The sequence below is a fragment of the Stutzerimonas kunmingensis genome (genome assembly GCF_002929225.1).
In the GTDB taxonomy this organism is placed as follows: domain Bacteria; phylum Pseudomonadota; class Gammaproteobacteria; order Pseudomonadales; family Pseudomonadaceae; genus Stutzerimonas.
Genome location: NZ_PISM01000014.1, coordinates 255,290 through 271,542, shown reverse-complemented (window position 1 = coordinate 271,542; position 16,253 = coordinate 255,290). Strand labels below are relative to the sequence as shown.

Here is a 16,253-nt window from a genome sequence, read left to right as displayed (position 1 = left end):
GCCGGGCTTCTCGTTACATGCACATCGGCGCCTCGCCCTGCTCCGCCCATTGCTCATCGATCAGCTCCCAGGCCGAGCGCACGGGCTCAGCCGGCGGCTCGGGCTCGGTCAGGCGCTGGCTTGTTGTATCCGTTTCCATTCCCGCTCCACGGCGCGCACGGCGCTCGATTTCTCGGCATACAGATGGACCAGGCGCTTGGGGCTGGCCTGGTCGCCTTCGGTGAGTTTCTTCTGCTCGCCGGTTTTCTCGTCGCGGTACCAGGCGAGCACGCCGGTGTAGTTGCCGGCCTCGGCCAGGTCGGCGATGTCGTCGGCGTCCGGCAGCTTGGATTCCAGCTCCAGGGCGGTGGTGTAGCTGTCCGGCGTGAATGAGTGCCGCACGTTGGCGCCGAGCCAGACCACGGCGTCGATGTCGGCCTTCACGCCGATCAGGCTGTAGGTGAGTTCAGGGATAAGGTCCGGCCGGCCCTTTGCCAGGGTGTAGCTGAGCGTGGCGGTGCCGCGCTGCAGACGGGACCACTCAGCGCGGGCGGCGCGCAGGGCGGCCTGCTGGTCGGTGTAGGTGTGGCGCAGGTCCTTGAGGTTGTCGCCGCCGCCGGCGATCGCCTCCTTCTTCTCGGCGCTGTTCAGCTCGTAGTAGTAGGCGCGCACGCCGCTGTAACTGTCGCGGTCTGCCTGCAGGTAGCGGTGGCCGTCGCCATCGGCGCGGGTGAGCGTGATGTGCGGCAGTGCGGCGCCGCTGGCGGTGGTGCTCTTGCCGGCCGGCATGAACAGCAGGCGCCCGGCCTTGATGCTGGCAATGGCGTCGAACTGCTGGCCGAGGCGGCTGAGCAGGTTGGCGTCCGACTCGTTGGCCTGGTCGACCTGGGCGAGCTGGATGACCGACAGCGCCGCGCTGATCACCGGGCTGAGCCCGTAGGCACCCGCCACGGTCTGGACGATGGCGCCCAAGGTCTGCCCGCTCCAGCTGCGTTCCTTCTTGGCCTTGAGCCCCTCGCGCAGGTCCGCGCTGCGGGCGCGGATGTTGAGCACGTCCGGCGCGCCACTGTGTTCGACCTCGTCCACGGTGTAGCTGCCCTTGTCCACCAGGCCGGTGTCGTGCCAGCCGAGCCAGAGGCGCACCACGGCGCCGCGTGGCGGGATGGCCAGCAGGCCGTCGTGGTCGCTGAGGCTGATGCTGAGCTGGTCTGCCTCCATGCCGCGGTTGTCGGTGAGTTCGATGCTGATGAGGCGCTGCTCGATGGCGCTGGTGATGTCCTGGCCGTTGACTACCACCCGGCAGATCGGCTGCGGGTAGGCGGTGGCGTCGCGGTACTGGTCCGCTGCCTGCTGGGCGTAACCCTTGGCCTGGTCGAGCAGGCCCTTGCCCTGGGTGAGCAGTTCCTCGATCACAGCAGCCTCCGCAGGAGGTTGCCGCCGGCGGCGATGGCGCTGCCGAGCAGATCCACCCGGCCATCGTCGATGCGTTTGAGCGAAAGGGTGAACTCGATGCGCCGCGCCTGGCCGTCGCGGAAGAACAGCGTGCGCGTCTCGCTCAGGCTCTCGATGATCCAGGTGCCGTAGATCTTCCCGGTGCCCTCCACCAGCGGCCACGCCTTGCCGGTGTCAGCCATGGTGCGCAGGGCGTCCAGGCTGAGCTGGGTGCCGGCCAGCGCGGGCAGCAGTACGCCCGGCAGTGTGATGCTGTCATCACCGCGCCCCAGGTACTGGCGCGCAGGGTTGGTGCCGATGCGGTTGGTGGAGCCGTGGCGCCATTCGGTCTGGCGCTGGAATTCCTGGTAGGCCAGGGTCTCCAGCGAAAAGACGAACATGCCGAGGGCCATCATCATGGTCCATTACTCCTGGTAATCAGTCCTGGTCGAATAGGGATGAGCGGGCACGGGCGCCGCGTTCGCGCTCGCGCTTGTCCAGCTCGGCGGCGACGGCACGGGCGATGGCGTTGGCGTCCTGCCCGGGGGCCGCGTGGATGTGCACGGTGATCGGCGCTGGCGCGCTCTGGGCAGCAGATGGCGAAGCAGTCCGCGCGGCCAGCGGCGGGCGCGTATCGAACGTGACGGGCTCTGCTGCTGCCGGCATGGCAGTGGCCGCGGCGCTTAGGCCGATAGCGCCCGCAGCTACAGCTCCGATGCGTTTGGTCGCGTTAACCAGATTCGCCATTGTGCGTTCAGCGTCGCCGCCCGGCCTGGGCCGTGACAATGGGCCGGAAATCGCTGTGCGTGGTTGCGAGAGGGACACTTCGTTATCGCCACGCTTTGAATCGGCAGCACGCAGCGTCGCCGCCAATTCAACACTGCCGAGTTCTTTCATTCGGTCAGTTGTGCTGCCCAGCTGCGACAGCGGGCCACGTTCCCCCGCCTGCAGGCCCTGCTCGAGGCCCGCCATGGTGAAGCCGCCCAGCTCGGCGAATACGCGCGACGGTGAGTGAATGCCGAGCTTTTCCTTGAACCAGCCGATGCTGCTGTCCGCCGCGCCGACCACGGCGCCCTTGACCGCGCCGGCCGCGTTCTTGATGCCGTTGGCCAGCCCCTGCATGAGCATGCCGCCGAAGTCGGTGAACTTGGCGGGCAGATCCACACCCAGATAGCCGAGCACACCGGCGAACGCGCGGTAGAACAGGCCCAGCGGGCTGAAATTGACGATGGTGGCGGCGATGCCACCCAGCCCCCCGGAAAAGCCCGCTTTGATCTCCTCCCACAGTCCGAGGAAGTACGGCCCAACCTTGTCCCAGTTGCGGTAGATCAGGTACGCGCCGCCGGCGATGGCGGTGATCGCCAGGCCGATGGGGTTCATCGCTAATGCACGGCCGATGAACAGGATGCCCTTGCCCACCAGCGGCAGCGCCGTTTTGCCCAGGTTGAACAGCGTGCCGGCCAGCCCGGCGCCCTTGATGCCGAACAGCATCATGCCGTAGCGCAGCATGGCGAACGGGCCGAGGATACTGGCGATCGCCAACGTCAGCCCGCCCATGCCAGCCATGAGGATCCCGACGCCGGCGGCGGTCTTGACGATGTTGGCGGCCAGTTTGGGGTTCTCGGCGATCCAGCCCTTCACACCACCGATGATGCCGGTGAGCGTTTGGGTGATCTCGCGCATGGGGCCGTTCTGCTGCTCCTGGAGCTGGATGCCGAGATCTTCCCAGGCGCTGCCCATGGCCGAGAGATCGCCGCGCAGGTTGTCGGCCATGGTCTTGGCCGTGGCGCTGGCTTCGCCCTCGGTGGCCTTGAGGGTGCTGACGAACTCCTGCAGCGCGCCGCTGCCGGCCTGCTTGACCAGCACCTGCAGGCCTGCGACCGCTTCTTCGCCGGCGATGCCCTTGAGCAGGCCGGCACGGTCGGCGTCGCCCATGTTCTTGGTTTTCTCGTAGATCTCCTGCAGTACGGTGGGTACGTCGCGCAGGTTGCCCTGGGCATCCTTGGCGCTGATGCCGAGCTTGTCCAGGGCGTCAGCGGCTGCTTTAGGCGGGGCGCTCAGGCGGTTGAGGATGGCCCGCAGCGCGGTACCGCCCATGCTGCCCTGAATGCCGGCGTCACCCAGCTTGCCGGCCATGGCGGCAACGGTCTCAAGATCCTGCCCCACGGATGCGGCGACGGGCGCGGCGTACTTCATCGTCTCGCCGAGCATCTGCAGGTTGACGTTGGAACGGGTGAAGGTGCCTACCAGCACGTCACCCAGGCGCCCGGTTTCGCTCGCCTGCAGGTTGAAGCCGGTGAGGATGTTGGAGGCGATGTCTGCCGTTTCAGCCAGGCCACTGTCGCCGGCCTTGGCGAGATCGAGCATGCCGGGCATCGCCGCCTGGATGGATTCGGCCTTGAAGCCGGCCATAGCCAGAAAGCCCTGGGCATCGGCCGCCTGACCCGCGGTGAACTGGGTACTGGCACCAAGCTGGCGGGCCTGCTCGCGCAGCGCTGCCATATCTTCGGATGCGGCATCCAGGCGGGTCAGCGACTGCACCTTGCTCATGGCCGCGTCGAACTCCAGCCCCGGCGCCATGACCTTCGCACCGGCATAGAGGATGCCGCTGCCGGTGGCCAGCCCACCCGCCCCCGTCGCGGCCATGCTGCCGGCCAGCTGCTGGGTGCGGTCGTAGTCGGCCTTGGCCTGGCCGAGGCGCTTCTGCTGGGTGGTGAGCTGCTTGAGGCGCTGCTCCTGCTGGCCGAGCGTCTGGTTGGTGCGCTCGACACGCTGGCGCAACTCGCGCTCATGGTCGGAGAGGTTGCGGGTGCTGATGCCCGCCTCGCCCAGCTTGCCGCGCAGGCCCTGCAGCTCGCGCTGCTGTTCGTTGTGCTTCTGCTTGAGGGCATGGCCCTGGCGGACCGCGCTCTGGAATTCACGCGTCAGCGCCTTGGTCGGCGTTTCGGCGGCAGCCATTTCGCGGGACAGCGCCTTGACGCGCTCGCGGTTGGCCTGCATGGCGCTGCCGGTCTGGTCAGCAGCGCCCTTGAGGTTACGGAATGAACTGACGTCCTTCTGCAGGGCCTGCAGGCCCTTGAGTTCGCCGCGGGTGTCCTTGAGAGCGCGGCCTAGGCCAACCGCACCCCCGGCGATGTTGCGGAAGGTACGCGACGCGTTGTCCAGCGCCTGGAGGTTGACCTTGAGGTTCAGATCACGCGCCATGCGTGCGCTCCCATCGTTCGATGGCGCGCTCGCGCCAGTCCATCAGTTCATGCAGCGGCATGGCGTTCATCTGCTCTGGTCCCCAGTGGAACACCAGGGCGATGTCCGCCATCACATCGTCTACGCGGCGGGGGATTCCGCCGTGCTGCCCGTCTTCTGCAAAAAACCGGCGATGGCATCCGCGCAGCCCAGCAGATCGGCCACGTCCAGGGCTGCAACTTCCTGCTCGGTGAGGGTCGGCTGGCTGATGCGCGGCACCAGGCGGATGGTGGCGTTGACGTCGCCGTTGATCAGGTCCGCCAGCTTGAGGCCGCGCAGCTCGCCAGCAGCGGGCTTGCGCAGGGTGATCTCGGTGATGCTGGTCTCGCCGCGCTTGATGGCCTGCTCGAGGACGATGGGCTCGCTGGTCTTGCTCATGGGGTTGCTCCTTGGGGTTAGGGTTGCCGCAGCGCTTGGCGGCTGCGGCGGGTTGCGAAACGGTGGGCGCTGGCCGTGCATGGCTTACAGGCCGATGGCCTTGCGGTGCTCGGCGAGGCGGTCGTCGCCGTCGACGTTGAAGACGAAGTTGAGCAGGTCGATCTCGATGATCACCTCGCCGTCAACGCTGAGCTTGTAGTAGGTGCAGGTGGTGGTGATGGAGTGCTCGGTGTCTTCACCGGACTCGGCGTCGCCGAAGTCGATCTCCTCGTGCCGGCCGCGAGCGACCACCTCGACGGCGGAGACCTCGCCGGTGTCGTCACGCTGCACGGAACCGGCCCAGCGCAGCATCACGCCGTCCGCTTTCACAGCGCCGAACTGGCGCAGCACGGTCAGGTCCCAGCCGCCGAGGGTCCATTCGATCTGGATGCCGTCGTCGCCGTGGCCGAGGTCGACTTTCACCGTGCCGTCCATGCCGGCGCCGCGGAAGCTTTCCAGCTTGCGGGTGAGGGTTGGCAGCGTGACGGACTTGCACTGCCCAACGTAGCTGTTGCCATCGTTGAACAGGTTCATGTGTTTCAGCTTTTTGGGCAGGGCCATGGCTGGGCTCTCCTACGGCGCGGCCGGGGCCGCGCGGGTCAATGGGGTCAGGCGGTGATGCCGGCGGCGAAGTCGACCAGGTAGCGATCGGTGATGCGCTGACGCAGCAGCAGGTTTTCCAGCGGCGGGACGGGGGTGTAGTCGTAGTCCAGGAACAGCTTGCCGGCCTTGAGGGTGTCTTTGTCGTTGGCGGCTTCATCGAACCAGCATTCGCCGCCGATCAGGTAGCCGCCACGGATCAGCTCGCGGAACTTGGCGTTGATGCCCTCGACGATGTCGCGCACCAGGCTGGCGTGCATGGGCTTGTCCACGGCCCAGAAGTGCCCCTCGGCCATGGTGTCTGCCAGCACCTGGGCAGTGCGAGTGTAGTTCTCGAAGGCGAACAGCGGGTCAGCCGAACAGGTGCGGCTGCCCCAGAAGCGGAAGCCGTCACGGCGGATCAGCGTGGTGACCTCGTCGGCGTTGAGCAGGCCGGCGTCGGTGGCGGGGTTCTGCAGGTCGAAGTAGATGTCCTTGGACAGGCCCGACACGCCGTTGACCGGCACGTTCGACAGGGTCTTATGCCAGCCGACCTGCTCGTCCAGCTTGGCGCGCAGGCCCAGGGCGCGGGCGATGGCGCTGGCCGGTGCGTTGGCGTTCGCCACGGTGTCCCAGGAGACGAAGTCCGGCCAGATGAGCATCAGCTCACGTGCACCGAAGCCTGCGCGGTAGGCGATGGCATCGCTGACGGTCTCGCAGCCGTATGCGCTGGCATAGGCGAAGCCGCGCAGCTTCTCGGCGATCGCTACCAGCTCGGTGGTGACCGGCAGCGAATCGAGCCCAGGCACGCCGAGGATGCGCGGCTTGACGCCGAGCTGGGCCTCAGCAGCCAGCAGCGCCTTCATGCCCAGGTATTCGCCGGTTGGGCTTACGCCGCCGATGATGTTGCTGGTGGTCGCGGCCTCGTCGGCACCCTCTTCCACCCGTACCACGACGGTGACGGGCGACGCCTGGTCGGCGATGGCGTCCAGGCTGCGCGCCAGGGTACCCAGTTCGCCGGCGGATCCGGACGCGGTGAGCACGTCAGTGAGCAGTACCGGCTTGTTGAGGGGGAACTTGACCGCATCGGCATCGGACGCGGTGCAGACCATGCCCACCACGGCGGTGGAAACGGTGCGAATGGGGCGCGTGCCCTCGTTGATTTCGAGGACGCGGACGCCGTGATGGTAATCGGTGGCCATGGGGTTGAGGCTCCTGGGCGAGTGCCGGATCAGTGAGCCTTGAGGGTGACGCGCGCGCGCAAGGGGCGCACGCGGCGGGCTGTGTAGCGGTTGCTGCTACAGCGCGGAAACGAAAAACCCCGCCGAAGCGGGGCTTATCAACCAACGGGATCGCTCAGACCTGGGCGTTACCCACGCCGGCCACTGCTGCCTGGATGGCGGCGATGGTTTCGGCGGCAAGGTCCTGAGCCTGTTGCGTGTCGCCCGCTTCCATTGCCTGGCGGACGAGCTCTTTGGCCTGCAGGCGGGTTTCGCGGATCTGGTACAGCGCCTCGGTGTAGGCAGCGGCCTCGGCGAGGATGCTGTCTGCTGCCTGTTGCGCGGTACGGCCGTTGATCGCCCAGGCGGCTACGGTGCGTGGGACGTTGTCGGCTGGGTAGCCGGCGGCTTTAAACTGGGCCGCTTCGGCAGCGGCTCGTTCGTACTCCACAGCCCGAAGCGGGTCAGCGGCGACCGCATAACGCGCCGAGTCAGCTTGTCCATCAATCTTTGCCAGTAGCTCATTAAGTGAGGGAAGAAGAGGACCGCTGAGCACTGGCAGCCCATTCGCGTCCGCGACGATGCGTCTCCCCTCGGCTTGTCCTGCAAGCAGCGAAGCATGAAGGTCGTCCGAGATTGCAACCGCACCCTCTGGAATAAGACATTCAGGGTTTTTAACCCAAACCAATGGCCGATCCGCCTCACTTTGCGCATCGCCAGGCTGCCAGTTCGCATCTGGAATGGTTATGCGTTTGGGCCCATGGATCGAATCGGTGAAGAAACTACAGGTGTCTTTGTCGAAATACATGGTGGTCCTCACGTTAGTAACCGACTGCGCGCCAGCGAAGCGTTGCCGCGCTCTGCGTGCCGTTAGACAGCGTCGCGCCGTACCGAGTGGGATTGATCAATGCCGCACCCGCATCCTGTCCTGGATTGAAAACGCTGCCCAACGTAGCCAGACCTTGCAAGAAGGCATTTGGAAAGGTCACGGGGAACGTAATCGCTAATGTTCCGTCAGCCGGTACGACGGCTTCACCCCACTGCTCGATGAGCCCGGTATCGCCGTCGCGGTGCCAGCCATTTACAGCAAGAAGTGCGGTGTTAGCTGGTCGCGCACCCAAGTCACACCGCACCCACGGGGTCCAGACACCTTGATAATGGCTGCGCGCCCACACCTGTGTTGTGGGCTGGTTGTATGACACAGCGATTTGGCCCCGGTTGCTGCCACTGCTAATTCCGGCGTAATAGGTCGTAGTGATATGCCAATACCATCCACCGGCAGGAGTGTTCGCATGGTCCGTCACAATCACCGGGTCGCTGGCCTGATTGGGGTCCTGGGTCACGGCCCCTTGGCTAGCTCCGCGAACTGCACTATCGAGATATGCGGCGCGCACTGTGCCGGCGTTGATGTTCGATCCGTTATTGGCTCCGAGCGTAGCGCGAGCAGTGACCGCATCAGGGTCATCAAGCAATTGTTGAACAAAAGTCGACACGTTGCCGGAATGAAAGTACTCAACCCAAGCTGTCCATGATGCAGCACCTAACTGCGTCCGTTGGTAGATACGGACCGGGTTCGCAAAAAGGCAAAAGGTCTGCGTTGCATATGCGCTTGCGACGAACCGTTGATGCAGCAGAAAACCGTTGGACGCTGTAGGTGCGTTCAAAGGTGAGTTGCAGTAATAGAAGCCCGTAGGACGGTCCTCATTTAGATCTGGACTATCTAAGTTAAGGATGGCGCCGCCTAACCCAAACGCGCCTACAGACATAACCGCACCAACAGTTGAGTCCGCTGCATCCTCCTGTTTGGTGAGGTTGCGGGATGTCCAGATGCGATTCCACGCACCCCAACCGAACCCACTGGGATACGCTCCCCTTATCCATGCATCGCCCGTCTGGTGGCTAATCGCAACCTGCGCGACGGTATCGTCCGCATTGATGACCAAGATCGGGGAATAGGCGAAGTCAGCAGGGCCGTTTGTCGGCATGTTTACGCGATAGAACCCGCTCTCGATCACCGTATTCAGGTCAACGTTGCCCAGCGATTTGCTCTGTCCGAAGCCGAACATTCCCATGGCCGCTCGAACGAACGCCGTGGTCGCAATGCCGGCGCCGTTATCGGAAGCCGCTCTGGTAGGCGCGGTCGGGTTGCCGGTCAATGCTGCACTATCTATCGGCGCCGCGCCGAGGGTCGCAAGGGCAGCCGCAGCGTTCGGGTCATCGAGCAGCGTGCGCGCGAATGCCGATAGATCAGTGGTTCCGAAGGTGTCGATCCCCGTGGCATAGATCAGCTTGTTCGCTGCCGTGACCAGGGCAGCAAGCGCTGTAAGCGTTGGGTCAAGGGGCTGCTTTTTATCTTGGAGCTCCTTGCCTTGGGCTGCAGTTAGCGCCTGCGAGGTACTGCTACTGGCCAGCGTGTTGTTGAGCTGCACCAATCCCGCACGGCTGGTGGTGCCGGTCAGGCTCTTAAGCCCGGCGGGCGTGACGGCGCGGGCGCCATCCAAGCCCGTCTGGGTCTCTTCTGGGGTCGCCAGCTCCACCACGCCCTGGGTGGTGGTCGTCGCGGGAGGGTTGATGAAGCTGATATCGCCGAATGTGATGCTGGTGGCGTCCAGGCTCTCCAGGATGATATCGGTGGCCAGCAGCAAGGTGCTGGGCCCTGCTTTCTGAATAATCCAACCCGAGGCCGCCGGCTGTGAATAGACGGCAATGAGCGTGCCCTTGTCGCTGAACAGGCCGAACTCGCCAACGTTGTAGGCATCCGAGCTTTCGTCCAGCGCCATGACGTGGATGGTATCGGCGGCCACCGCCTGCCCCGCGACCGACCCTACTCGCTTGACCTGCGTCTGCAGCGCGGTGTGTGTTTTCAGCGGCGAGTACTGGCCCGTACCGAAGCCGATTTCGGTGATGGTGACAGGGCCGGTACCGGTGTTCTGGGCGTTGATGATCTCGGCGCGGCCGGCATCGGTGATGGTGATAGGTAGTGCCATTACGGGGCCTCAGTGCATTGCAGGCGACGGTAGATGACTGGCCGAGCGGCGCCCTGCAGGCCGAGGCCTCCAGTGGCTGCCAGGCCGAGCGTGAGCGTGAAATGCGAGCGCACCGGCTTGGTGCGCTCGATCTCCTTGATGATGTCCTGCTGGTAGGCGGCGGTATTGGGGACGCTAGCGCCAAGCGTGAGCACGACCTCAAAGGTGTGCGGAGCGCCCATTGGCTCGGTCTGCCACCACTCGCGCAGGGCCAAGGAACTGCCGAAGCTGCGCACAACATCCCGCACGCTCTTGGCGGTGCCCTTGCGGCGCTGGATGTCCACTGCGGCACGAATCCGCTCGCGCTTGACTGCCTCCGGCCAGTAGGGCTGCCAGCTGTCGAGCGAGAGCGTCCAGGCGAGCCACGGCAACAGGCGCGCCGGGCAGGTCTCGGGGTTCCAGAGCTCGCGCAGCGGCACCGCCATGGTGCCGAGACGCAGCGTGGCCTGCTCCAGCTTTCGCTCAAGCGGTGATGCGTTAGGCGGCAGTAGGCTCGGCTGGTCACTCATCGAGGCCACCATCTGTGAGGGTGATGGCGGTGCAGTAGGAGGCGGACTGGCGGTTGACCACTAGGTTGGCTGCCGGACTTGCCAGATCCACGCGCTGCACACCCGGTTGGTGAAGCGCGGCATAAATGCCGGAAAGCGTGACATCCAACCCGAGACGATGCTGGCCGTTGGTGTAGGCCGCCAGCGCCGCGCGGGCGTTCGCCATGATCACCTCACGGTCCGGGCCGGCGTAGAAGTACAGGGTCGCGGTGACCTGGTACTGGGCGATGGCGGCGGCCTGTACCTGGACGTAGTCCGTGAGCGGCCGTACGCTTTCGTCGCTCAGCTTGGTCAGCACGGTAGAAAGCAGCGCTGCGTCCGGCACTCCGGTACCGGAACGCGAAAGCACCGTAATCAGGACCTGCCCAGGCGATGGGCTGGTGGCACTGGCATCGAGTACCTGCCCGTCCGCACTGAGGGCTTGGAAAATGTATGCGCCTTCGGGGCCTGCAGTCGACAACCCTTCAAGCGAGAGCTGGATGCGGTAGCGGAAGTCGCTGTCGCTTTCGTATACGGCTGCAATCGGCGGAACCGCAGTTGGTACAGCGGGGCTGATGAGCAAACGCTCGACGCCGAACAGGGAGCCGAGGTTGTCCAGGTCGGCGCCGGTGGAATACGGCAGCATGACGGCCCGGGCGGCATCGTTAATACGGGCGCGCAGCTGCAGCTCGCGGTAGGCGCAAACCTCCAGCACCTTCATGAACGGTTCCGACTCGACCTGGGCATCCAGCTCGGGCGCGCGTTCGAGCAGATCGGCCAGCATGGCGGCGAGGATCTGCTCGAAGTCGAGCGGCTCGATCACATCCGGCGGGGCCACCTGGGCGAGGTTGATGGCGGTGAACTGGCTCATGTGATGGCTCCGAGACGCAGGGGAATGCGCAGGCTGAGCGGCTCGTTGACGTCGGCGCGGCTGCCCTCGATGTCGAGCACGACCTGCCCGGGCTGCTCGCCCAGGAACAACTGCACCCGGCTCAGACGGATGCGCGGCTCCCAGCGCAGCAGCGCCATGGCTGTGGCGGCGTAGGCCTGCAGGCGGGTGGCGTCGTTGGTGGGCCAGTCGATCAGGTCAGGCAGCTGGCTGCCGTATTCGCGGCGCATGACCCGCGAGCCGATGGGCGTGGTGAGGATGTCGGCGATCGACTGGGCAAGGTGGGCGTTGCCATCGATGGCACGACCGGTCGCAGCAGACATGCCGATCATTTCGGCACCGCCGTGGTACCGGAGCCGGTTTGCACGCCGCCATGCTTGTGGGTCACCAGGCTGATGCCGGATGCGACCACGTCTGCGCTGACAGTCACGGTGCCGGTGATATCCACGTCGCCGATGATGGCCACGCCAGCCGGCGCGGTGATCCGCGCCTTGCCACCATCAGGCAGCGTGGCGGTGAGCGTGTGTGTGGCGTGGTCGTAATCGATCACAGCCCCGTCAGGGTATTTCCGGCGGCGCACGTTGGCGCTGTTCGCCGGGGCCGGACGTTGCTGTGAGTAGAGGCCGACCAGGGCGATGCCCTGGGCCGGTTCGCCGCTGGGGCTAAAGAGAATGCATTGCTCGCCGACCGTGGGCGGGTCCCAGTCGCTGCTGTCACCCGCGCGCAGGGCGAGCCACGGCAGGTTCGGCACGCTGAGCCCTCCGGTGCTGACGGTGCAGCGCGCAGCCTGATGGTCCACCGCGGCGATGGTGCCGAGGCGGATCAGGTTTTCGAGGCGGCGCAGGAGGTCGGTGATATTCATGGCCCCATGCTGGCGTTCGCGCGCGCGGGGTGCATTGGCCGGGCCGTGTAGCGGCGGGCGTTACAGGGTTAGCGCACCAAGTGCTCGAGCAGGCGGTCGCGGATCAGCTCGACATCCGCGTCGGTAAAGCCGAGCAGCTCCCGCTTGGCGTACTGGATATCCGCCGCGTTGCGGGCGGGCTTGTCGCGCAATCCGTACTGGTGGATGCGCGCCAGGCGCGAGACACGACCGGCGAAGCCGATGGCGATGGTGCTGGCGTCGCTCTGCAGGCGCAGGTAGCGGGCGGTGCGCAGCTTGCTGAACATCTGCCGCTTGCGCTTGATGCGCCCGGCCTTGGCGCGTAGCTCCTGCCGGGGTTTGCGCGGGGCAAACGGTGTGCCGTCGGCGTTGCGCTGGGCAGCGATGCGCTGCTGCTGGCTGCGGCGCAGGTCGCGGGCGATGGCGCCGGTGACCTTGCGCCGCTCGGCCGGCTGCAGCTGGGCGAGCAGCGCGCCGGCCCAGTCCTCGAGGGCGCGCAGGTCGTCAGCCATTGCCGCCCCAATCCGCGAGCAGCTCGCCGTCCGGCGTTTCGACGCGCATCGCCGGCACCAGGAATAGTTCGTCATCGACCACCGGCTCGGCCGGGTGGCTGACCTGCAGGGTGCCATCGGCCTGGCGCTTGACGATCACGCGCTCGGTGAGTGGCAGGGTGATGGAGAGGTCGACCTTGCTGTTGTCGAGGATGTCGGCCTCGAACTTGATGGCGTCCCTGCCCCGCTCCTGGTTCTCCATCAGCTCGCGCTGATTGACCAGCACCCAGGCGAACAGCGGGACGGCGACAGCATCCGGGTGGCCGGCGAAGTCGGTCAGGATCAGGTTGAGCGTGTAGCTGTATTCAAACGACAGGCCGGGCGCGGCGGTGCTGCGCAGGCTGCCGTTGTCGATGAACACCAGCAGGCGGTCGGGGTTGCGCTTGAGCTCGGGGATGGCGGCCAGCAGGTGGGCGCGCAGGGATTCGGGCTTGTTCATGGCTGGGTGCTGCGCGCGTTGTGGTCCACCACCAGGTCGACCTTGGCGGCGCATTCGCCCCAGGCGGCCATCAGGTAGTCGCTGTCGTCGCTGAGTTCGCCGTTACTGGCCGGCGCTGCCGGATCCAGCGTGCAGCGCGTCACGACCGGACAACCACTGACGGTAACCTGCGGCTCCGGTAATGGCGGGACGTTGGTGCAGGCGGCGAGCAGCAACAGGCAGAGGCTGAGCAGCCCAAGTCGCATGGGTTGGGTCTTCACGGCGGCGTTCCTTCTTCTTGAGCTGATCGGTGGCGTGGGCCTCGCGTAGGTCGCTGAGCGTTTGCTGCAGGGCGATCTGGTCGAGGCGCTGCGCTGCCACTTCGCCGGTGAGGCGGGTGATGGTGGCGGCTTGGTTGGCGTTGCGCTGCTGGGCGGTTTGCAGGCGCTCGCTTGCTAGATCGGCCTGCGCCTGCGCGGTGTCGATGCGCTGTTGCTGCATCCAGATCAGCAGGCAGAGCGCGCCGACTAGCGCGAGGCCGTAGAGCAGCTGGCGGGCGTTGGTCATTTTCGGTACCAGCCGGCGGCGTTCATGGCAGCTTCGTCCAGCTGCTCCAGGTCGCCACGAATCAAAATCGCTTTGATGTCCGGAACGGCTGCTCTCACGGCATCTACCAATGCTTTGGCATCCTCGTCCGAGGTGTTTTGCGGCACTACGAACACATCGCCATCCCGCGGGCTCAGCTTGCGTACTTGGTCTTTTGTGATCATGCGGCTTGCTCCTGCTCGCCGGCGAACTGGGCGAAGGCCCGGGCGAGCTTCACGTCGTAGAGGTTGCGGGTGTAGTTCGGGCCGTTGTAGCGGCGGGCGAACTCGGCCCACTTCTTACCCTTGAGTGCCTTGTGCAGCGCGGGGTCTGTTTCGATGAACGACACGAAGGCGTCGAGCTGGGCGGCCTCGCTCAAGGCCATGGTGTCCGCGAAGTGCTGGGCATCCAGGTAGCCGAGGCGCTGCCAGTGGTAGCCCATGATCTGGAACAGGCCCCAGCTGGCGGACTCCAGCGCGGCAGCCGCGTGGATCTGCTGTGCCTGGGCGAGGCGCTGATGCTCGGCGGTACCGCCGATGTAGCCGCCGGACTTGCGGTTGACCAGGGCGGGATGCTTGGCGGCCAGTGCGTCCGCCTGTGCGGCGCTGACGCCATGGGCCTGCAGCCGCTCGAACATCACGTGCCGCTCGAACAGGATCACCGGGCGGCCGTTGCTGGCGAAGCCCTCGCCGCGGCTTTCCACCTGGTTGACGGCCATGACGCTGGCCAGCGGTACGCCGAGGCGGTCGGCGGCCTGCTGGAGGTCCTGCCGTTTGAGGTAGCGGGAGGTGTCGTAGCCGTGGATTGCCGCCAGCGTCTTCGGCCCCGCGACGCCATCGTCCACCAGGCCGACCTTGCGCTGGTAGGCGGCCACGGCGCGCTCGGTCTGCTCGCCGAAGTCGCCGTCGACCGCGACAGCGAAGCCGGCCAGCGTGAGTGAGGCCTGCAGGTTGCGCACGGCGAGGCCGCGCGAGCCGATGATCAGGAGTTCGCTCATACGCTTTCCACCTTACGCTCGAACAGGCGCTTGGCTCCGGCGCGAACGCCCTCTGCGCCGATCAGGCCGATGATGCCGCCAAAGAACGGGGCGTATTCCTGCGGAATGCCAAACAGCGCCAGACCATTGCTGGCAGCCAGGGTGATCAAGCCGCAGACGACTGACTCGATGGCGATGCGGCGCAGCGATCCGCCGCCAAGCATCAGCCGCGAGCCGGCGATGGCAGCGGACAGGCCTGCCGCATACAGGATCGGGTAATTCTCCTGGAGCCATGTGGCGAGCCAGGCCATTTCGGGACGGTCATGCATTCGCTTCATTCCACTGTCCGCTGGGCGTGAGGGTGTTGATGTGCTGGACCACTTCGCCCAGCTGGGCCGGGCTGTAGCGTTGCGGCATGGGGAAGCCGAGCGCGGCGGCGCAGAACTCGCTGCAGAACCAGCGGCGGCGGCTGTGCAGGCCGACCGGCAGCAGCTGGCTGCCGAACAGGCCGAAGAAGTCGTAGCCCTGACCGGCGTTGGCGCGGAACACACGGGCGATCTGGCGATAGTCCGCCCAGGGCAGCGGGATGAGGTCCCAGTGTTCGAGGTTCAGCTCGATGTGCTTGGCACGCACGCCGCCGTCCATGGCCGAGGCGGACAGCCAGCGGCCATCGGCCATAACCAGTTCGCAATGGCTGTACTTGGAGCGCGTCCAGAGACGGATCAGGCGGTTGAACAGCGTGCCGTGGCCCTTGTAGAGGGCGAGGTAGATCAGTCCCATAGGTTCACCATTTGGCGTTGTTCGGCGCGCACGGCCTGTTCCGGCAGCTGGACCAGCGTGCCGTGTGGGATGACCGGGCCGAGGTCGGCCAGGCCGGGGTTCGCATCGAGGACCTGCTCGACTACGCCAGCGGTGCGCCCATAGTGCCGCCAGCAGATGGCGTCTACGGTGTCGCCCTGCTGGGCGCGCAGGCTGGCCATCAGATGAGTTCCACGGTGGTGTGGGCGATGCCGAGGATGTTGCGGATGGCCCAGCGAGCATCGCGGCGGTATTCGTCGGCGGTCGGGGTCAGCGCTTCGGCGCGCTCGGCACCGTCGCCGGTGGCGCTGTAGTCGCGCATGCGCTCGGCCAGCTCGGCGCCGACGCTGCAAGCGATGGCACGGCGGTAGAGGTGCACGAGGTAGCTCTCGCCCTGGAGCTGCGAGGCGGGTACCGCGGCCAGGTTGGCGTGGCCTTCTTCCTGGCGGGCTTGGCGGTAGAGGATCAGCTCGCGGTTGACTTCGATCAGGGCGTTGACAGCGGCGACCTCAAGGCGCGCATCGGTCACGCTTCCGTCCAGACGCAAGGCGGCGCGCAGCTTCGCGCCGTCCAGGTCGGGGAACCAGCCGTCGTTGATGATGGGGAACGGGTCGGCGGTTGCGGTGGCGTTAGTGGCGATGAAGGCGCTCATGGTCGCGGCTCGAATAGATCGGCGGTGGTCGGGGCTTCACAGCTGGGCCAAGGAGAAACCTGCTGATCGACCCCGAGCCGCC

The 16,253-nt window shown here is 66.0% G+C and carries 23 protein-coding genes and 1 pseudogene; all 24 read right to left on the bottom strand.

The genetic code is table 11. The features are described 5' to 3' along the window. Positions 1–13: 13 nt before the first annotated feature. Positions 14–139, bottom strand: a complete 126-nt coding sequence (locus CW305_RS23880; protein WP_281257259.1) for a hypothetical protein — start codon at positions 137–139, stop codon at positions 14–16. Further along, complete coding sequence (locus CW305_RS07845) at positions 109–1,359, bottom strand: phage late control D family protein (RefSeq protein ID WP_245890987.1); 1,251 nt, start codon at positions 1,357–1,359, stop codon at positions 109–111. The genes CW305_RS23880 and CW305_RS07845 overlap by 31 nt, the downstream gene beginning before the upstream one ends. 29 nt (positions 1,360–1,388) lie before the next feature. Beyond that, the gene (locus CW305_RS07840) at positions 1,389–1,829 is read right to left on the bottom strand and encodes a phage tail protein (protein ID WP_104097564.1); all 441 of its coding nucleotides are present in this window, start codon (positions 1,827–1,829) and stop codon (positions 1,389–1,391) included. Between the two features lie 19 nt (positions 1,830–1,848). Beyond that, a complete protein-coding gene (locus CW305_RS07835) occupies positions 1,849–4,614 on the bottom strand; it encodes a phage tail tape measure protein (RefSeq protein ID WP_219819256.1) in 2,766 nt (921 codons plus the stop codon). After that, positions 4,604–4,726, bottom strand: a complete 123-nt coding sequence (locus tag CW305_RS07830) for a GpE family phage tail protein (protein ID WP_155550519.1) — start codon at positions 4,724–4,726, stop codon at positions 4,604–4,606. Before CW305_RS07830 ends, CW305_RS07835 begins: the two co-directional genes overlap by 11 nt. Before the next feature lie 8 nt (positions 4,727–4,734). Next, positions 4,735–5,031, bottom strand: a complete 297-nt coding sequence (locus tag CW305_RS07825; RefSeq protein WP_104097563.1) for a phage tail assembly protein — start codon at positions 5,029–5,031, stop codon at positions 4,735–4,737. Positions 5,032–5,115: 84 nt separating this feature from the next. Continuing rightward, positions 5,116–5,631, bottom strand: coding sequence for a phage major tail tube protein (locus tag CW305_RS07820; protein ID WP_104097562.1), 516 nt, complete (start codon positions 5,629–5,631; stop codon positions 5,116–5,118). A 47-nt stretch (positions 5,632–5,678) separates the two neighbouring features. Continuing rightward, positions 5,679–6,851 carry a phage tail sheath protein gene (locus CW305_RS07815; protein WP_104097561.1) on the bottom strand — a complete coding sequence of 391 codons (1,173 nt, stop codon included), beginning with the start codon at positions 6,849–6,851 and terminating at the stop codon, positions 5,679–5,681. Between the two features lie 154 nt (positions 6,852–7,005). Beyond that, entirely contained in the window at positions 7,006–7,677 is a 672-nt protein-coding gene (locus tag CW305_RS07810) for a hypothetical protein (protein ID WP_104097560.1), read from the bottom strand. A 13-nt stretch (positions 7,678–7,690) separates the two neighbouring features. After that, a complete protein-coding gene (locus CW305_RS07805; protein ID WP_104097559.1) occupies positions 7,691–9,856 on the bottom strand; it encodes a gp53-like domain-containing protein in 2,166 nt (721 codons plus the stop codon). Continuing rightward, positions 9,856–10,404: a phage tail protein I gene (locus tag CW305_RS07800; RefSeq protein ID WP_104097558.1), complete on the bottom strand. Its 549-nt coding sequence runs from the start codon at positions 10,402–10,404 to the stop codon at positions 9,856–9,858. Before CW305_RS07800 ends, CW305_RS07805 begins: the two co-directional genes overlap by 1 nt. After that, positions 10,397–11,293: a baseplate assembly protein gene (locus CW305_RS07795; RefSeq protein ID WP_104097557.1), complete on the bottom strand. Its 897-nt coding sequence runs from the start codon at positions 11,291–11,293 to the stop codon at positions 10,397–10,399. The genes CW305_RS07800 and CW305_RS07795 overlap by 8 nt, the downstream gene beginning before the upstream one ends. Then, positions 11,290–11,643 (bottom strand): GPW/gp25 family protein, encoded by a 354-nt coding sequence (locus CW305_RS07790; RefSeq protein WP_104097556.1) that lies wholly within the window; start codon positions 11,641–11,643, stop codon positions 11,290–11,292. The genes CW305_RS07795 and CW305_RS07790 overlap by 4 nt, the downstream gene beginning before the upstream one ends. Next, positions 11,640–12,173, bottom strand: coding sequence for a phage baseplate assembly protein V (locus CW305_RS07785; protein WP_104097555.1), 534 nt, complete (start codon positions 12,171–12,173; stop codon positions 11,640–11,642). Before CW305_RS07785 ends, CW305_RS07790 begins: the two co-directional genes overlap by 4 nt. Positions 12,174–12,241: 68 nt before the next feature. Next, entirely contained in the window at positions 12,242–12,703 is a 462-nt protein-coding gene (locus CW305_RS07780; protein WP_104097554.1) for a phage virion morphogenesis protein, read from the bottom strand. Continuing rightward, on the bottom strand, positions 12,696–13,181 hold the full coding sequence (locus tag CW305_RS07775; protein ID WP_104097553.1) for a phage tail protein: 486 nt from the start codon (positions 13,179–13,181) through the stop codon (positions 12,696–12,698). Before CW305_RS07775 ends, CW305_RS07780 begins: the two co-directional genes overlap by 8 nt. Beyond that, positions 13,178–13,441, bottom strand: a complete 264-nt coding sequence (gene lysC / locus CW305_RS23570) for an Rz1-like lysis system protein LysC (RefSeq protein WP_219819255.1) — start codon at positions 13,439–13,441, stop codon at positions 13,178–13,180. Before lysC ends, CW305_RS07775 begins: the two co-directional genes overlap by 4 nt. Further along, positions 13,365–13,661: pseudogene (locus CW305_RS23690) on the bottom strand (DUF2570 domain-containing protein); the annotation flags it as partial. The gene lysC and the pseudogene CW305_RS23690, both read right to left, overlap by 77 nt. Before the next feature lie 62 nt (positions 13,662–13,723). Beyond that, the gene (locus CW305_RS07765; protein ID WP_104097551.1) at positions 13,724–13,930 is read right to left on the bottom strand and encodes a hypothetical protein; all 207 of its coding nucleotides are present in this window, start codon (positions 13,928–13,930) and stop codon (positions 13,724–13,726) included. Beyond that, complete coding sequence (locus tag CW305_RS07760) at positions 13,927–14,742, bottom strand: N-acetylmuramidase domain-containing protein (protein WP_104097550.1); 816 nt, start codon at positions 14,740–14,742, stop codon at positions 13,927–13,929. The genes CW305_RS07765 and CW305_RS07760 overlap by 4 nt, the downstream gene beginning before the upstream one ends. Then, complete coding sequence (locus CW305_RS07755) at positions 14,739–15,059, bottom strand: phage holin, lambda family (protein ID WP_176698477.1); 321 nt, start codon at positions 15,057–15,059, stop codon at positions 14,739–14,741. The genes CW305_RS07760 and CW305_RS07755 overlap by 4 nt, the downstream gene beginning before the upstream one ends. Further along, the gene (locus tag CW305_RS07750) at positions 15,043–15,501 is read right to left on the bottom strand and encodes a hypothetical protein (RefSeq protein ID WP_219819254.1); all 459 of its coding nucleotides are present in this window, start codon (positions 15,499–15,501) and stop codon (positions 15,043–15,045) included. Before CW305_RS07750 ends, CW305_RS07755 begins: the two co-directional genes overlap by 17 nt. Continuing rightward, positions 15,492–15,701 carry a tail protein X gene (locus tag CW305_RS07745; protein WP_084899118.1) on the bottom strand — a complete coding sequence of 70 codons (210 nt, stop codon included), beginning with the start codon at positions 15,699–15,701 and terminating at the stop codon, positions 15,492–15,494. Before CW305_RS07745 ends, CW305_RS07750 begins: the two co-directional genes overlap by 10 nt. Beyond that, entirely contained in the window at positions 15,701–16,171 is a 471-nt protein-coding gene (locus CW305_RS07740) for a head completion/stabilization protein (RefSeq protein ID WP_104097549.1), read from the bottom strand. The genes CW305_RS07745 and CW305_RS07740 overlap by 1 nt, the downstream gene beginning before the upstream one ends. Between the last annotated feature and the right edge of the window lie 82 nt (positions 16,172–16,253).

Excerpts from the sequence above, each read along its gene's own strand:
- CW305_RS23880 (WP_281257259.1), bottom strand. The coding sequence starts at position 139 with ATGGAAACGGATACAACAAGCCAGCGCCTGACCGAGCCCGAGCCGCCG.
- CW305_RS07840 (WP_104097564.1), bottom strand. The coding sequence starts at position 1,829 with ATGATGATGGCCCTCGGCATGTTCGTCTTTTCGCTGGAGACCCTGGCC.
- CW305_RS07835 (WP_219819256.1), bottom strand. The coding sequence starts at position 4,614 with ATGGCGCGTGATCTGAACCTCAAGGTCAACCTCCAGGCGCTGGACAAC.
- CW305_RS07830 (WP_155550519.1), bottom strand. The coding sequence starts at position 4,726 with ATGGCGGACATCGCCCTGGTGTTCCACTGGGGACCAGAGCAGATGAAC.
- CW305_RS07825 (WP_104097563.1), bottom strand. The coding sequence starts at position 5,031 with ATGAGCAAGACCAGCGAGCCCATCGTCCTCGAGCAGGCCATCAAGCGC.
- CW305_RS07820 (WP_104097562.1), bottom strand. The coding sequence starts at position 5,631 with ATGGCCCTGCCCAAAAAGCTGAAACACATGAACCTGTTCAACGATGGC.
- CW305_RS07815 (WP_104097561.1), bottom strand. The coding sequence starts at position 6,851 with ATGGCCACCGATTACCATCACGGCGTCCGCGTCCTCGAAATCAACGAG.
- CW305_RS07810 (WP_104097560.1), bottom strand. The coding sequence starts at position 7,677 with ATGTATTTCGACAAAGACACCTGTAGTTTCTTCACCGATTCGATCCAT.
- CW305_RS07805 (WP_104097559.1), bottom strand. The coding sequence starts at position 9,856 with ATGGCACTACCTATCACCATCACCGATGCCGGCCGCGCCGAGATCATC.
- CW305_RS07800 (WP_104097558.1), bottom strand. The coding sequence starts at position 10,404 with ATGAGTGACCAGCCGAGCCTACTGCCGCCTAACGCATCACCGCTTGAG.
- CW305_RS07795 (WP_104097557.1), bottom strand. The coding sequence starts at position 11,293 with ATGAGCCAGTTCACCGCCATCAACCTCGCCCAGGTGGCCCCGCCGGAT.
- CW305_RS07790 (WP_104097556.1), bottom strand. The coding sequence starts at position 11,643 with ATGATCGGCATGTCTGCTGCGACCGGTCGTGCCATCGATGGCAACGCC.
- CW305_RS07785 (WP_104097555.1), bottom strand. The coding sequence starts at position 12,173 with ATGAATATCACCGACCTCCTGCGCCGCCTCGAAAACCTGATCCGCCTC.
- CW305_RS07780 (WP_104097554.1), bottom strand. The coding sequence starts at position 12,703 with ATGGCTGACGACCTGCGCGCCCTCGAGGACTGGGCCGGCGCGCTGCTC.
- CW305_RS07775 (WP_104097553.1), bottom strand. The coding sequence starts at position 13,181 with ATGAACAAGCCCGAATCCCTGCGCGCCCACCTGCTGGCCGCCATCCCC.
- CW305_RS07765 (WP_104097551.1), bottom strand. The coding sequence starts at position 13,930 with ATGATCACAAAAGACCAAGTACGCAAGCTGAGCCCGCGGGATGGCGAT.
- CW305_RS07760 (WP_104097550.1), bottom strand. The coding sequence starts at position 14,742 with ATGAGCGAACTCCTGATCATCGGCTCGCGCGGCCTCGCCGTGCGCAAC.
- CW305_RS07755 (WP_176698477.1), bottom strand. The coding sequence starts at position 15,059 with ATGAAGCGAATGCATGACCGTCCCGAAATGGCCTGGCTCGCCACATGG.
- CW305_RS07750 (WP_219819254.1), bottom strand. The coding sequence starts at position 15,501 with ATGGGACTGATCTACCTCGCCCTCTACAAGGGCCACGGCACGCTGTTC.
- CW305_RS07745 (WP_084899118.1), bottom strand. The coding sequence starts at position 15,701 with ATGGCCAGCCTGCGCGCCCAGCAGGGCGACACCGTAGACGCCATCTGC.
- CW305_RS07740 (WP_104097549.1), bottom strand. The coding sequence starts at position 16,171 with ATGAGCGCCTTCATCGCCACTAACGCCACCGCAACCGCCGACCCGTTC.